General features: G+C 48.2%; 2 protein-coding genes. Both read right to left on the bottom strand.

Annotated elements, in window-relative coordinates:
* Positions 1-3: 3 nt before the first annotated feature.
* Positions 4-684 carry an ABC transporter ATP-binding protein gene (locus T360_RS0100810; RefSeq protein ID WP_028911098.1) on the bottom strand — a complete coding sequence of 227 codons (681 nt, stop codon included), beginning with the start codon at positions 682-684 and terminating at the stop codon, positions 4-6.
* Between the two features lie 16 nt (positions 685-700).
* Positions 701-18,010: a non-ribosomal peptide synthetase gene (locus tag T360_RS0100805; protein WP_028911097.1), complete on the bottom strand. Its 17,310-nt coding sequence runs from the start codon at positions 18,008-18,010 to the stop codon at positions 701-703.
* Positions 18,011-18,024 lie beyond the last annotated feature (14 nt).

Genomic DNA, 18,024 nt, shown 5'->3' with positions numbered 1-18,024 from the left:
ATCTTATGTTCTGCTATATTCATCTTTAAAAATCACACCATCTCTGAAGAAGATACGACGATCCGTCTGGTCGGCAATCTCCTGTTCATGGGTCACGATAATAACCGTCTGACCCTGTTCGCGATTCACCGCCCTCAGCATGTCCATCACCTCTTGCGTGGTTTTACTGTCCAGTGCACCCGTAGGTTCATCTGCTAGGATAATCTTGGGGTGCGATATCAGGGCACGGGCAATTGCCACACGCTGACGCTGACCACCCGACAGCTGCATAGGCAGATGATGCCAGTGTTCAGCCAGTCCCACCTTATCCAGATATTCCATGGCCAACCGATTACGCTCCTCGCGCCCAACACCTCTATAATAAAGAGGAAGGGCCACATTCTCCATGGCGTTCTTGAAGTTAATGAGGTTAAACGACTGGAAGATAAAACCAATCAGTTGGTTTCGCAGTCGGGCCTGGTCACGCTCACTTTGCCCACCTATTACATGACCTGCCAAGGAATACTCGCCCTCATCATAGTCATCAAGGATACCCATAATGTTAAGCATCGTGCTCTTTCCTGAGCCCGATGGGCCCATGATACTGACCAGTTCTCCCTCAGAGATATGGAGATCCACCCCCTTCAACACGTGAAGGGGTTGGACTCCCGGATACGTCTTATGTATGCCTTTTAAGTCTATCATAATTCATCTATTTACATTACTGATGATTCTTGAGATAGTTGTCAATCCACTCTACGTACTTCTGTACATAGGGTTTCTCGAGCATCGACATGTGATGGGCATCTATGTTGTATATTTCCATGCCGGGATAATACTGACGCCAAAATGCCGCATTGTCCATACTTCGTTCAGAAATAACTTCATTCCATGCTTCCTTGAACTGAGGTACTGTCTCATAAATCTCAGTCAAGATGGGCGAATCGGGCTCAACTTGAAAAGCTCTGAACAATACCACATCGCCATCATACAATGGTGGAACACCTTGACGTCCCAACTTGTCATACATGTGCATTGCCTTGGCATAAGATCTTATAGCATTGCCATATTTGTCGATGAGCTCCTGTGGCAGCATTTTCATCAGCGCCTCCTCGTCAAAGTGTAACGGGTCAACACGCCAGAATACATCAAGCATCAGCATTGGAACTTGCTCACCAGTATCCTCAGCCCATCTGATTGCCAAACGGTAGGCTATCTCGCCGCCAAAGCAGTGACCTGTAAAAGCACTTACCCTCACACCGTCAGGAAGTGTAAAGCCCAACAAGGCATAATACATCTCGACAACCTCATTAATGTCATCGTCCTGGAAAATGTAATCGTAATGTTCAGCAATTGGCTCGTATACCAAGACAGAATAGTGCTGCGACAGCAACTCTACATACGATTCCATGTCCTTGTATGGTGTAGCACCACAAACCAGCACAACCACAGGCTTATCTTCCTGGTAAGGCTTTGCCCATGACAGCATGGCAATATTATGCTGCAGCGTAGCCCTGATGCTCTTTCGTTTCATCAGGTCATCAAGTTTGATGTTGATATTCCTCTTGGTAGCCATCATCACCAGTTTTATAGCCAAAAGAGATGTCAATCCAAGCTTTGTCAAGTCATCTGTGACACCAAATTGATCTGTCTTCAACAAATCCTTAGCTATATCAAACATGATCTGCTCCTTTTCCGTTTCAGGAGCAACATTTTCTGTTTGCAGCGTAACGGACGGAATGGGTAGTGCCCTGCGATTCACCTTTCCATTTGGAGTCAGTGGCAACTTCTCCATCTGAGTGTAGGCGGTTGGTACCATATAGTCAGTCAGTTTATTTGCCAAGAACTCCTTCAGACTATCCGTGTCAATCTGTACGTCTGATGTAAAGTAGCAGCAGATGTGTTGTGCACCGCATACCTCCTTGACGTCAACAGATGTTGTCTTAATCTGAGGATATTTCAAAACACATGCCTCTATCTCGCCCATTTCGATGCGCAGACCACGCAGCTTCACCTGTCCGTCAATACGGCCAATGAAGTCGATATTGCCGTCAGGACTCCATCTCACCAAATCGCCTGTTCGATAAGCCTTCTGACCCATGAACGTGATGAACTTCTCGGCAGTCTGGTCAGGTCGGTTCAAATATCCACGACCCACACCGGCACCAGCAACAATCAATTCACCAACAGCACCTTGGGGAACAATGTTTAAGTTGGGGTCAACCACATACAATTGGTAGCCTGCCAACGGACGCCCAATGTAGGATGAATTGTAGTCCTGCTCTATATTATAGAATGTCGAGTAGAGCGTACACTCTGTTGGGCCGTAGCCATTATAGAAACGGAAAGGCGGTTTCTTCAGCGGCTGCAATTTCTCACCACCTACTGACAGCAGGCGCAGCGAGTGGTTCTCGATAGTGGTGGCAAACATATATCCCACCTGGGTAGTCATAAACGCCAGATTCAAGTGTTCACACTCCATATACTCGTTCATGCCCATCAAGTCCATACGCATGTCGCTAGGGATGATATAGACACTTCCGCCTACCGACGTTACAGGATAGATATCCATCATGTGCGCATCAAATCCGAAGTTAGCATAAGCCACAGCGCGGTCTTCGGCCGTCACATCGAATGCTTTCACATACCAGTGACAGAAATTGACAATGTTACGGTGCTCCAGTACCACCCCCTTCGGGGTTCCCGTAGAGCCTGATGTGTAGAGGATGACGAACATATTCTCGGGCTGTGCCTTCAATTTAGCGTTCAGCTTTCCGTTGACCTCGTCAAGATGCTCAAAGATGTCGCTGGTAATCACCTGTCCATTGTAGTCAGGCATTGCCTCGGCCACTCTATTGCCTTCTGACAGAATCAGCTTCACGCCAGCATCTTTGCACATGAACGAGAGACGTTCTGCAGGGAAGTGGAAGTCGAGCGGCATATAGGCAGCTCCAGCCTTCATGATAGCCATAGGATAGAGAAGCATCAACTCGCTGCGATCTATCATCACACCTACTGCCATTTCGGGCTGTACTTGGTATTGCTTCTGCAGCAGTACGGCCAGACGGTCGGTGATGCTGTCAACCTCGCGATAAGTGAGACGCTTGTTCTGGAATACGATACACGTATTGTCGGGCGTCTTAATGGCCTGCTGTGTAAACAGATCTACTAAGGTCTGTGTGGTGTCGTAGGTCAGTGTCTCGCCCAGTCCGAGCTTAGCCAGAGCGACACGGTCCTGATCGGTCAATGGTGGCAGAGTGCTAACATCTGTATCAGGCTTTTCTGCCATATTCAGCAGCATCTGTCGCATCACGTTCATTACCTGCTCTATTTCACCCTTACGGTACTTTACAGGGTCGAACTCCAAGTTAACAGTCAGCTCCTTATCTCCATCGGCATAGGCCGTCAACGTCAAGTCGTTGATAGACTCCTCCTTAGAGTAGACCATCTTAGTATGGAATGGCGTAGAAGCATTGTTCAAATCAACCTCTGAATCGTAGTTCTCGAAGGCTACAATAGACTGGAACAGGTCTGCCCCCAAGTCTGACTGCTGCTGAATGACTGACAGCGGACAGAAATCCCACTCATTACTCTCGGCAGCCTGCTGCTGTAGTGCCTGCAATGCCTGGATTACGGTGATTCCCTTAGGTGTTCTGACACGTACCGGAACAGAGTTGATGAAGAGTCCTACAACGTCCTCTACTCCCTCTGAAGCATTGTTACGTCCGGAAACTACCTTTACGAACACCACGTCGTCCTGGCGGTTGTAAATCTGAAGAACCAATCCCCATGCCAGTTCCACGAGTGTATTCATGGTAGCCTGTACATTGGTGGTCAAGGCCTTCAGGGCCGTCATCTCGGCTCCGCTGATAGTTATGCGGCAGACATTGTCTGTGGTGCGTTCCTGTTCGGGAACGATGCCGGTAGAAGGTATTACAGCCTTCGTTGTATAACCGTCCAAGAGGTTTCTCCAATAGCTGAGTCCCTTGTCGGTGTCTTTTCTTAACAGTTCTCTGATGAACTTCTCGTAGCGTCCTGTCGGGTACTGCCCAATAGGTTTCATATTGCCCTGAACAGCATCTGTCAGGTTGGCAATCAGGTCGCTCATGTAGAGTCCGATACACCATCCATCAACAATAATATGGTGTACTGCAAGCAGAATCTCACACGTGGTCTCTGAAGTCTTAACACAGATAATACGGAATAGAGGTTGGTCTTCCATAGAGAAGCCTCTCTGCTGCTCTGCCTTGTACAAGGCAACCATAGCGCTCTCCTTGTTAGGTTCATCAGAGATGTCTCTCATCTCCAGACCCAGCGGTCTGTCTACAATAGCCTGTCTATACAGTTCTACATCGCGGTAGATGAGACTGGTTCTCAGTACTTCGTGCTTAGCTCCCAGCTGATCGAGGGTATAACGCATCTGTTCCTCCGTAGGCAGGATGTCGAGTGCGAATCTTGATACCAGACGATAAGCCAGCGAGTTGGGCTCCAGCATGAACTTCAATGCCATACCCTCCTGCATTGGGCTGAGCGGATAGATACGCTGCAGTGGAGTACCCATGTCGATGAAGTGGCGGTATACGCCCTGGAACTCCTCATCAGTCCATTCATATTCGCCAAGGTCGGTAGCAGTAACCTCAACATCAGTCATTTCTGAAGTATGGGCAGTAATTTCACGCAGCGACTCCATCATGCCGTTAAGCAGCTGAGCGGCCTGTTTCTGAGTGAACAGTGCTGTGTTGTATGTCAGAGTGGCCTCCAACTTTCCGTCGATTACCGAGCTGTTGATAGAGATATCGGGACCGAAGACATTCTGCGGTGCGAAGTCGTCGCCTGCCGATATTTCCGTCATGGCCGTAAAGAGGGCTCCGTCACTACTATCCTGTGCACTCATCTCGCCTAGGTAGTTGAATCCAATCAAAGCACACTGTCCGGTTGAGTATGTAGTCTCGTCAGACAGATAACGTAAGATATTGTAGCCAACACCCTTATTCGGAATACGGTGCATGGTCTCCTTGGTCTGACGCAGGCAACTTCTCAGGTCTCCGTCAAGATGCTCAAGCACAACGGGGTAAACAGATGTGAACCAACCCACAGTACGATCGGTGAGCAACTGGGCATTGCCAATATACTCTCGACCATGGCCCTCGAACTGTACCGATACGGCATCATTGCCTGTGAGCTTGTAGTAGCTTCTGCCCAAAGCAGTCATCAGCAAGTCGTTGATATCGGCATGATAAGGATTGCCTGCTGTGGTAGTGATACTATGTGTGGTCTGAGCATCGAGCGAGCCATTGACTTGCTGCATGCTGCGGCTACTGTCCTTTGCCTGACTGGAAGGAAGACTCTGCAGTTTTTCCTGAACGCTATCCCAGTATGGTTTCTCCAGACTGAGCTCATGACTATCGGCATATGCATGCAGTGTCTCGGCATACTCTCTGAACGAGTGTGTCTTAGTAGGAAGTACAATAGCTGCTCCTTCGGATGCCTGTGCATAGGCTGTATTCAAATCCTCCAACAATACACGCCATGACACACCATCAACAACAAGGTGGTGGCAAACCATCAGTATGGCGTCATAGTCGGGCGTATTGAACAAAACGACCTTGAACAACGGTCCGCTCGTCAGACTGATAGAAGCCTGACGGTTTCGGCATTCTCGTTCGATGTTCTTCACATAGTCGGTATCCTGTGTGTAGTCAAGCTGCTCCCAGCCATAGAGGTTGGGCTCATCGGTGTTTCTGACATACAACTGCCCATTACGGACAATCGCACGCAGCATATCATGATGCTCTACAAGTGCTTCAACCGTCTTCTGTAATGCCTCTGCCTGCACACGCTGTGTGGCCTTGATGAACATGGTCTGATTGAAATGCTGTGGCTTAGGCAGCCCCAGGTCGAAGAAGAAACTTGTAATAGCTGTCTGTGGAACTTCACCCGACCATGCCTCCTGATTGACCTCAACCATTCCCTGTGAACCAGCAGCAGCAATCTCTCTGACAGTCTTCAGTTTCATGATATCGGCCACCTGAAGGGTGATACCCTCTGCACGCAGACGGCTCACCAGGCGAATACTCTTGATAGAGTCGCCACCCCAGGCAAAGAAGCTGTCGAGGGCTCCCACATTCTGCTTCAGGCCAAGCACTTCCTGCATAGCCTGGGCAACAATACGTTCTGCCCCCGTCTGTGGCTCCACATATTCAGCGGCGCTACGGATGACAGGCTGTGGCAGTGCACGACGATTCACCTTACCATTAGGTGTCATAGGCATCTCGTCGAGTTGCATGTAGGTGTCGGGCACCATGTATTCTGTAAGCGACTCTGACAGGCGTTCACGGATGGCGTCGACATCCATAGTCTGTTCTGCAGTAAAGTAGAGAACCAAGTGTTTAGAGCCATTGGCCTCACGAACCTCGGCAGCTACAGCCTTGATGCCTTCGATAAGCGATGCCTGATTCTCGATCTCACCCAGCTCGATACGGAAGCCGCGCAGCTTAACCTGATTGTCAATACGACCCAGGAACTCCAGCTCACCCTGTTCGTTCCAACGAGCAAGGTCGCCAGTGTGGTACACCTTCATTCCGAAAGGAGCAACGGAGAACTTCTCCTTGGTCAGGTCTTCACGCTGCCAATAGCCATTTGCCATCTGGGCACCGCACAGGCACAACTCACCGGCACAACCTAATGGCAAGAGATTGCCGAAGGTGTCGCAGATGAACGACCAGCTGTTTGGTACCGGGCGACCAATAGGAATATTCTCATCCTTGTCTTGATCGACTACGTGGAATGACGAACATACAGAGAACTCTGTAGGACCATATCCGTTGATGACCTTGATAGGTGTCTTGGGGAATGGAAGCATCTTCTCACCACCCATCATGATGAATTTGACAGGCAGATCAGAGAACTGTCCAAGCAATGTCATACCCAAAGCAGTACTCAGTGTCAGACCGGTAATACGCTGCTCTTTGAGGTAGTTGTAGATACCATCCATATCTTTGCGGAGTTCCTCAGCAAGAATGTGTACACATCCACCGGCTGCCAATGGACACAGCAGGTCGTCGAGCGATGCGTCGAACGAGAAGCTAGGATGCTCTGCATGACGGCTCTCGGGTGTAATGCCTATCTTGGCAATACGCCATGCGAGGTATGCACGGAGAGCACGGTGTGGCAACATGACACCCTTGGGCTTACCAGTAGAACCAGAGGTGTAAATCATATATGCCAGTCTGTCGGGATGAGTGAGGTTGATAGTCTTTTCTGACGGTTCAATACGCTCATCCATGAAGATGACCTGATTTGCCTTGAAATCACCTTCCTGCTGCTTGGCCTCATACAGTTCGCGAGTAGTTATCAATACTTTAGCACGACTGTCTTCCAGCATATAAAGCAGGCGGTCTATAGGATACTCATTATCCATCGGGATATAGGCAGCACCGGCCTTCATGATACTCAGAAGCGCTACGACGAACTCTTTCTGTCGAGGAAGCATGATGCCAACAAAAGTATCGGGATGAACACCATTTTCAATCAGTTTTGCTGCCAAGGTGTTCGACTGTTTGTCGAGTTCGTCATAGGTGATCTTGCTGAATTTGTCGACCACGGCAATAGCCTCTGGATGGCTTGCAGCGAACGAACAAACCATATCGACAAATGTCTGGCTCTGATCATAGTCGAGCGGTTCGCCCTGCGACATACTGATGATACCTGCCTGATCCTTTTTGTCGGTCAGCGAGATGGCCTTGATCTGGTTGTCTCCGCTCAGAGCCTCTTGTATAAAGGTCTGGAGAGCTTTCACCAGAATCTGCATATCGGCTTGTGAATAGAGATGCGTGTCATACTCCAGTTCAATATGATATGTTCCTTCGCCACTCTCAGTAACCATGAAGGCGATAGGCATCTTAGCCGTGTCAAGATCCAGCGGCATGCTCTCTTCATGCTGCTTCACTACAGGTGTATTTAAGCCACCCTGGAACACAAACATTATTTCTGAACGGAACTTATAGCGTTCGGCAATCCTGGTGAACGGATAGATGTCGTTACCAATAGACGTCATGACTTGCTTGTTCATGCTTGCCAGTGCATCGGCAAATGTCTGGTTGCCATCGAGTCGTGAAACTACAGGTAATGTCTTAACAAACATACCCATAATAGTATGCATACGAGTGTCACTACGACCGTTGCTGATAGTAGTGATGGCGATACGCTCCTCACGAGTGAATCGGTGGAGCACCTGCATCAACGAAGTAAGGAAGAAGCTGTTGGCCGTAGCCGAATTCTTTCTGCAATAGTCGTCGATGACTCGCTTGTCAACATCAGCCTCTACATAGGCATTGTTGACACCCTCTGCACCGTCGAGCTCGCTGGAGTGTGGATATGAAATCATCTCCACATCCTCTAGCAAGCCGTCGAAGTACTTCTCTATCTCATTGAAGGTTGCCGACTCCATCAGTTCCTTCTCATCGAGTGCACGCTCAAAAGCGGAGTACTCCTCACGTTGCAAGGTCTCTCCATGTAAGGCCTTCTCCAGCTCGGCATGCAGCACAAAGTCGGATGCACCGTCGAATACAAGGTGATGGATATCCTGGAAATACCAGACGCTGGTAGGTGTCTTGTACACCTCCATGCGGTAGAGCCTATCATTGAAGAGGTTGAATGGACGAACACGACTGCGGAAGAATTTCGCTGTCGGTTCTTCGTTAAGCTCTGTCAATTCAACTACAACAGGCTCATCGTCTAACCTCAGCTGCACAATGTCGTCGCCCTTCATGGCAAGTCGTGTCTTAAGATAAGGATGAGCCTCAACTATCTTGATGAGTGCTTCGTGCAACTGCTCAGCATCGACACCGTCCATCTTAGTAACAGAAGGAAGGTTGTACTGTGTGGTATCGCGGTTGAGCTCCCAGTCAATATATACACCACGCTGGTTCTCAGTGATAGGATAGTAGTCCTGCTTGTCATAGGTTTTGATTTCTTCCTTCAGACCAGCACCAGTCAGTGCAGCCATCTCGCGGATAGTTGGATGCAACAGTATTTCCTTGACAGGAATGTAGAACTGTGTCTTCTGCTTGATGACTGCCGACATGCGCATAGCCGTCAGTGATGTCATACCGGCAGTGATGAGATTGGTGGTAACACCGATGTGTTCGCCTCCCAACAGTTCCTCGGCAATGGCGAGCATCTCGGCTTCAGCGTCAGTCTCTGCCTCAACAATCTCTCCGGCCTCGATGGCAGGAGCCGGCAACTTTTTGCGGTCGATTTTTCCGTTTGGTGTCATCGGCATCGCATCAAGTCGCATGTAGACAGAAGGAATCATATATTCAGCAAGTGTCTTACCGAGGAATGCACTTAAATCCTGCTCGTCGATCTCGTGTGTTGACGTGTAGTAGAGACATAATGTCTTTCCTCCATAGACTACTGCTATAGTCTGAAGGATGCCCTCGTAGTTGCTGGCACGGTTCTCAATGCCTCCCAACTCGATACGGAATCCGTTCAGTTTCACCTGATTGTCGTTACGTCCGACATACTCCAGATTGCCTTCCTCGTTATAGCGGGCCAGATCGCCGGTGTGATACATCTTGCCTTCGGCGAACGGACAATCCACGAACTTCTCTGCTGTCATTTCTTCCAGTTTCCAGTAGCCATAGGTCATCTGGCGTCCTGCAAGACACAATTCGCCAGTAAATCCTTGTGGCAACAGTCGTCCGTATGGGTCAACGATGAGTGACATCGTATTAGGTACAGGTTTGCCAATTGGAATGTCCTCGATACTCTTGGTCTGATCTACGACGTAATATGACGAGATGTCGGTAAACTCTGTAGGTCCATATACGTTGATGACATCATAACCGGTCTTCGGGAACGGTTTCAGCTTTTCGCCACCAACGAAGAGATATTCGATAGGCAGCTGGTATTGCTGCATCATTGCCATGGCTAACTGCGTGGTGAACTCCAGTCCCTTGATATGGTGTTTGCACAGATAGTTGTACATGCTCTCCATATCCTTTCTCATCTCGGAAGAGAAGATATGCAACTCGCCACCTGCTGTCAGGATTGGATATAAGTCGTTGACAGAGGCATCGAAACTGAAGCTTACGAAGATGGCAGTCTTGTCTCCGGGTTTCAGATTAACAAGGTCTTTCACCCAGGTAATAAGGTTCATCAGTCCGCGATGTGCCACCTTTACGCCCTTAGGACGTCCGGTAGAGCCAGAAGTGTAAATCATATAGGCTCTGCTGTCAGGAGTGGCCAGACTCTTGAATGGACCTGCAGGTTTCACGTCTTTCACCACCTCTTCAGTCAGCAACACTTTGGCTTCGCTGTTCTCAATCATGTAGCTGATGCGGTCTTCGGGATAATCCACATCGATAGGCACGTAGGCAGCTCCAGCCTTCTGGGCGGCCAGTACGGCAACCAGGAACTCTTTAACGCGATCCATCTTGATAGCTACAAAATCGTCGGGCTTCACTCCCTGACTTACTAACCAGTGAGCCAGACTATCTGACTTCTCATCGAGTTCACGATAAGTAAGCTGGCTTGTAGAATCGACAACAGCCACCTGGTCGGGACGGGCTTTTGCCTGCTGCTGGAACAAGTCAACCCAAGTTGCCGTAGTGTCATAATCAAGTGTCTTTCCTGTAGATATGCTGAGTACCTTTTCCTTGTCCTGACTGTTTAACAGCGGGATATCCTTCAGCGAAGGTGCAGATGGTGCCAGTTCGGCCATGTTTGTCATTACGGCTGCCAACTGCTCCATATCCTTCTTGGAATACAAAGCAGTATCATACTGTAGTTCAAGCACATAACCGCCCTTCTCTGGCATTACCTGAATATCGAGTGGCAGTTTGGTCTGGTTAAGCAGCAGGCGCATCTTCTCCTCCTGCTCATCATCCTCGCTGACATCTCTGGGTTGGTAAACATACATGATTTCCGGGCGCAGTCCGTAAAGCTCTACCATCTTGGTGAATGGATAGAAGTCTCTTGACTGTGTCTCAAGCAATTGATCTTGTATCTGTTTAACCACACCGACAACGTTCTTCTGGCTGTCGGCACTCGAACTTACGACAGGAATGGTCTTGACGAACATACCCATGATGTTCATCATTCTTACGTCGGAACGTCCGTTGTTAATGGTCGTGATGATGATGTCGTCCTCACGTGTCACTGTATGCAAAACATGCATTGTTATGGCCAGGAAGTAACTGTTAAGAGTCAATCCGTTCTGCTGACAGAAGGATTCGATGTCGTCACCTGTGAAATGTACAGACAGTACGCCTGGGTCATCACCATCCTTTTTAATGGAATGAGGATAAACAACAGTGCTGGCATCGCCCATCAAGTCTCGGAAGTAATGTTCGGCCTCGGCATACTTCTCCGACTTCATCTGTTTGAACTCATCCAGGGCGAAATCAAAGGCTGTATATGTCTCGATTTCAATGTTTTCACCCTCATAAGCTTTCTGGATGTCGTTAAGGAATATCAATGAAGAAGCACCATCATAGATACTATGGTGGATATCCATGAACAGATACACCTTATTATTATATGTATAGATCTCCAGTCTGTAAAGCTGGTCATTATAAAGATCGAACGGACGAACACGGTTCTGGAAGAAGTCTCTGTCGGGCTCCTCTGTCAATGACTCCATAAGTATATTGACAGGCTCCTCGTCACGACGAATCTGCATCACGTCGCCGTCATGCTGTACGAAGTGAGTCTTAAGATAGGAGTGCGCATTGACAACCTTCTCCAGGGCATCACGCAACTTCGCGGCATCTGCATCCTTCATTACCACCACGTCAGGAACATTATACTGTGTGGTGTCGCGGTTCATTTCCCAATCGAAGAATACGCCGCGCTGGTTCTCGGTAATGGGATAATAGTAGTGTTTGCCTTCCGACCAGAACTGGCTGTCATCTGAAGAAGTAGTCAGTCCCTCCTCTTCACGCTTGGCATCGATAAGGGCTGCCATCTGGTGAATGGTAGGATTCTGCATCACTTCCTTCACTGTAACCTGTACGCCGAATGTGTTGAAAGCACCCACGGTGAATCGCATGGCAGTAAGTGAGGTAAGTCCCATCGAAATCAGGTTGCTGGTAATGCCGAACTTATCATGCTTGAGCATCTCGGCAGCAAGGTTGAAGAGTTCTTTCTCTGTCTTAGTGACAGGTGCTACCAGCTCTTCTGCCTGAGCACTCGGCTTGGGCAGTGCCTTGGTGTTAACCTTACCATTGGGGGTAAGCGGCATCTGGTCAAGCTGCATGTAGGCTGTTGGCACCATATAGTCAGTAAGCTGCTCGGCAAGGTAGTCACGCAGTGCATCACTGTCTATCTGACGGTCAGCGGTATAGTAAGCACAGAGATGCTGCACACCACCAATCTCCTTAACCTGAACACACTGCATCTGCACACCTTCGTACTTGCTGATGAGGGTTTCTATCTCACCCAGTTCAATACGGAAGCCACGTAACTTCACCTGATTGTCGATACGTCCCATGTACTCTATCTGGCCCTCGATATTGTATTTCACAAGGTCTCCAGTATGGTACATCTTTCCGTCCATAAACGGACAGTCAACAAACTTCTCTGCAGTAAGGTCTTCACGCTTCCAGTAGCCACAGGCAATCTGCGGACCAGCCATGCACAACTCACCGGGAACACCCTGCGGAACGAGCTGTCCCATCGGGTCGGTGACAAATGCAGAGAGGTTATAGAGCGGTCGGCCAATAGGAATATTCTTATAGTCACGTCCGTGCTCAGTCTCATAGAACGTAGCATCGACGGTAAACTCCGTAGGACCATAGGTATTGATAAGACGGCATTTACAGTCGGGGTTGTCGGCCATCTTCTCACCACCAACAACAAGGTAGTCGACGGGCAGGTCGGGGAACTGCTGCAACAGCATCAGACCCAATTGGGTGGTATAGCAACCACCGGTTATCTTGTTTTTGATGATAAAGTCATAGAGCATGACCAGATCCTTACGTGCCTCCTTAGGTACGGTATAAAGTGTACCACCGACGGTGAGCACGGGATAGAGATCCTCAATAGAGGCATCGAACGAGAATGACGAGTGGCAACAGATGCGACTCTGGGCAGTGTGACCCCATTCCTTGGCTATGAATTGCACAAAGTTGGCCTTAGCCTTATGAGGTATCATCACACCCTTGGGCCTACCAGTAGAACCACTGGTGTAAATCATATATGCAAGGCCATCAGGAGTGGCAAAGTTTACATCCTCTGTCTTCGCAGGAGCTGAGGCCAAGAAATCATCGATGAAGAATGTGTTCTTGCTATTGAATTCGTCTTCAGCATTCTTCTCATTGAAGATGGCATGACTGGTAATGAGTACCTGACTCTCACTATCCTCCAGCATATAGAGCAGGCGGTCGTTGGGATAGTCGTAATCCAATGGCACGTATGCCCCACCCGCCTTTTCAATACCAATAGCAGCCACGAGGAATGCCTTCTCGTAGCCTAACATGATGCTGACAAAAGGAGATTTGGCTCCTGCAGCACCCACTCCCAACTCGCGTAGTTTGAGTGCTAACGCACTAGAAAGATTGTCGAGCTGACCATAAGTGAATGTTCCCTGTTCATCAACCACCGCAGGTGCATCTGGTATCTCTTTGGCACACTGCATAAACAGACTTACAAATGTGCCATCAGGATCACATGGCATGGTTTTACCTTTCGACATCTGCAACAGAGTATCGTAGGTTTCTGGGCGCACGATACGACAGTTTGCCAATTCGTTTCCTGCTGCCGTGCAACTGTCCTCAGCCATTGCTTTGAAAGCATTGCCCAGCGTCAGCATATCATTGCGGTTATAGAGTGTGGCATCATATTCTATACGACCTATATAGCCAATACCATCATCGGCACGCAGCATCGTGATGGACAATGGCGTCTTGGCCATGTCCCAGTCAAGACCATAGATTTCTTCACTCCGATGCTCACCCAAACTCACTTCAGTTTGCAAATCAACAAAATAGTTATACAATATCTCTGCTTTCAGGCCATGGCGCTCCACCAATTTTGTAAATGGATAGAAATCATTGCGAATAGTATCTTGCATCTGTTGGGTCAGTTCACGGACCACCTCGACCATCTGTCCCTTAAACTTATTGCATACTGTAGGTAATGTCTTTACAAGTACACCAAAGAAGTTATCGAGTAATAATTCGCTACGACCATTGCTGATAAAGTAGATAAGGGTATTCTCCTCTCGTGTGATACGGTGCAACACCTGATGGAATACCGCCAGGAAATAGCTGCTCGTAGGTAATGCTTGGCGCTGACAGAATGCTTCTATGTCGGCTGCAGCAATATACACGTCAACCACACCCTGCCTACGTTCACCATCACTCTGTGTTGAGTGAGGATAAACCGTGGCATCAATACCGCCCACCAAACGGTCAAAATAATCCTCTGCCTCCTGTTTGCGCTCCGACAGCATCAGTGCTTCCTCGTCCAATGCACGATCATAGGCAGTATAAGTCTCAACCGCAAGCTTTTCGCCTCGGTAGGCCTTCTCCAACTCATGTGCAATGACGTAGTTACTGCTACCATCACTTATAATATGGTGCAAATCGAGCAGCATGAATACATGATCGGCATAAGTATATATATTGAAACGGAACAAAGGTTCGTTCATAAGATCGAACGGACGTACACGACTTTGGAACCACTCGCGGTTAGGCATGTGATTAAGTTGTTCAATTCCAACATTTACAGGTGCTTCATCGTTACGTACCTGAACAACATCGTCACCCAGTAATGCCAAACGTGTCTTAATATAAGGATGGGCATTGGCCACATCAACCAGGGCTGTCTTTAAGCGCTCCACGTCAACTCCTCTGAAGTGCAACAGAATAGGTATATTGTACTGCAGAGCATCCGGGTTCATCATCCAGTCCACATACATGCCTCGCTGACTCTCGCTCATAGGGTAGAACTCACGTTTCTCATACGCTTTTAGCTGAATGGTATTCTGAGAGTTCTCAGCAAGAGTAGCCAACTCGCGCACCGTCGGATGCTGCATAATATCCTTCATCAGCAACTGGATGTCTAGTTTTTTCTTGATAGTAGCAGCCAGGCGCATGGCAGCCAGCGACGATAATCCTAAGGCAATCAGGTCGTTGGTAACGCCAAATCCTTCCAATTGCAGCAATTCTGCAACCAAGCTAAAGATGATCTTCTCCATCTCTGTTTCTGGCGCAATCACCTCATCCAGTTTTAGTGATGGTGTAGGCAGTGCCTTACGATTTGTTTTACCATTTGGCGTCAGCGGTATTGCATCAATCTGAATATACACCGAAGGTACCATATATTCTGTCAGACTTGACGCGATGAATGCCTTGAGCGCATCTTCGTCAATAGGGTTATCGCTCACATAATACAGACATAAATGCTGAGCTGTTCCTATCTCTTTCACGTCGGCCACAGCCTGGCGGATACCTTCAAACTTAACAGCAAGACCTTCTACCTCACCCAACTCGATGCGGAAGCCACGCAACTTCACCTGACCATCATTACGGCCCAGTATCTCCACATCTCCGTCTGGTTCCCAACGTGCAAGGTCGCCCGAACGATAAACTCTGAGACCTTGGTATTCTACAAAGCGTTCGGCTGTCATCTCGGGCAGGTTGTTATAGCCACGAGCCACACCAGGTCCACCAATCAGCAGTTCGCCAGTAAAGCCCACAGGCAATTGGTTTCCATAACTATCTATAATAAATTCCTCATAGTTCAGCAATGGGTGTCCAACAGTTACCTTACGTGCATGCGTCAGGTCGGCTATATTCGACGAAACGGTAATCTCCGTAGGTCCATAGGTATTAAATATATGAACACCCATAGACTGTAGAGATGTCAGCAGTTGCATGGGGAATTTCTCACCACCTGCCCATACAGCCTTACAATGCGATAGTGCCTCACAGAAAGCAGGCAGCTCCATATAACTCAATATTCGCGAACAGGTGCCATTGATAGCTTCGGCAGAAGTGCGTCTCATCAAGTCGGCTAACAATTGTGCATCCATTACCTCCTGCTCATCGGCCAGCACCGAGGTGATACCATTGAACAACGAACCAGCAAACTCCTTGAGCGACATATCGAACGATAGTGTTGTGATAGACACAAAGGTCTTCACGCCTAATTCCATCAGTCCGTGGATATGTACATTGGCTGGGTGATCGTATAGATAGTTCGTGATACCCACATGGCGCAGCATTACACCCTTTGGACGACCAGTAGAACCTGATGTATAAATAAGATAAGCCAAATCATCAGGATTAACCTCCACTTGTGGGTTCTGTTCATCACCTGGTTGTGGCTGACTCTCTGAACCATAAATATCATCAATGAGGATAACTTTCTCAGAAGGATAATCGGCTGCATGCCCCTTGGTTGTTATGATATAGGGAGCTTCAGAGTCGCTAACAATCAGATTGATACGATCGGCAGGATAGGCAGGGTCGCATGGAATATAGGCGGCACCTGTCTTGCTGACGCCAAACATACTCACGATAACAGCACTAGTGCGAGGTAGCAATAACACCACGCGATCTGCACGCTTCACACCCTTGCGTATCAGGGCATGAGCCACCTTGTTAGCCTCGGTGTTCAGCTCTGCAAAGGTAAGGGTACGATCTTTTGCAATGAGTGCCTGACGATCTGGATACAATACAGCATTCTTCTCAATAGGCTCATAAAACAGATGATATGGTACTTCAGCCTTGGCTGTAAAGCGGAAGTTCTCTACACGAAGGCGCTCCTCATCGTCGAGCATACTCAGGTTCTTCAGTATGGCCTCGGGCCGAGCCATCATGTTTTCGACGGTGGACTTGATAGCTTTTGCCATGCGCTGCAGGTCTTCACTACTATTAAGGGCATCACTTGAACTCAGTCGGATGTCGTACTTCCCGTTGCGCAAATAAATGATACACGTCAGGTCGGATGTTGATTTGCCTCGGTCTATCTGATGGGCAAAAGCTTTCTCTCCATCCAATTCGATATATTCTTGGATTTTGAACCCTTGGAATCCAAACTCTACGCCACCACTCATTTTCAAATCGCGACAGAAATGACTGAAAGGATAGCTTCCGTATCGAATGGTAGCCATTAAGTCACGACGAAAACTCTTGATAAAGTCGATGACCTTTTGTTGACGATCAATGACGGTAAGCACAGGCGATGACTTGACAAACATACCATAGGCATCAATCAAACGCTTATCCATGCGACCATGATTGATGGTACGATATGTCACTTCGTCATCCCTGCTGGCCTCTGCCAAAACATAACTAAAAGCTGCCATGTACAGTAAATTCGCAGCCGTACCATTCTCCTGGCACCATACATCTACCTTTTCGCTGTCCATATAGGCATCAAAGTGGATAGAGTTGCCCAATGGATTAGCAGCACTACGCGAAATCGAAGTAAATTCACGACCAGCAAACAAATCCTGATAATAAGCCTTAGCTCGCTCGTAGGCATCAGAATTCATCGTAGCCTGTTCATCTTCGGCATATTCATATAATCCGTAGGCAATCTCCTTCAGTTGCTCTCCACCATAGGCGGCAGGCATATCCTTTAATGTCAGATTGGGTGCCAGCGTCATACCATCAGCTATAACATGATGAACTTCAAACAACACTACGTGATGTTCCGGTGTCTCTATAAACTCAATACGAAATAGTGGTTCGCCGCTTAACAGGTCATAAGGGCGTACGAAACCATCAGACATATAAGTTTGCAATTCGTCTTCGCTCATCGCATTTCTTGCAATGCTTACAAGCATGTCATCGGCAGCATACTGTCTGGGAAGCCCATCCTCATCAAGTATAAAACGAGTCCGTAACACACGGCGACTGGCCACAAGACGATTAAATGCTTTCTCTAACTTGTCAAAAGATATTTTTTTTGAAAATGCCACATAAAGAGGCAAATTGTAACGGGTGATAGAAGGATCAGCCATCCATTCCATAAAAACACCCAGCTGCGATTGTAATAGGGGATAGGTTTTCATACTACTATTATTTT

The organism is Prevotella sp. MA2016, from assembly GCF_000619825.1.
Taxonomy (GTDB): Bacteria; Bacteroidota; Bacteroidia; order Bacteroidales; family Bacteroidaceae; genus Prevotella.
The sequence above is the reverse complement of the archived record's forward strand: the minus strand, read 5'-3'. Positions and strand labels throughout refer to the sequence as shown.

What these genes read in the sequence shown, in the direction of transcription:
- T360_RS0100810 (WP_028911098.1), bottom strand. Translation starts at nt 684, where the DNA reads ATGATAGACTTAAAAGGCATACATAAGACGTATCCGGGAGTCCAACCC.
- T360_RS0100805 (WP_028911097.1), bottom strand. Translation starts at nt 18,010, where the DNA reads ATGAAAACCTATCCCCTATTACAATCGCAGCTGGGTGTTTTTATGGAA.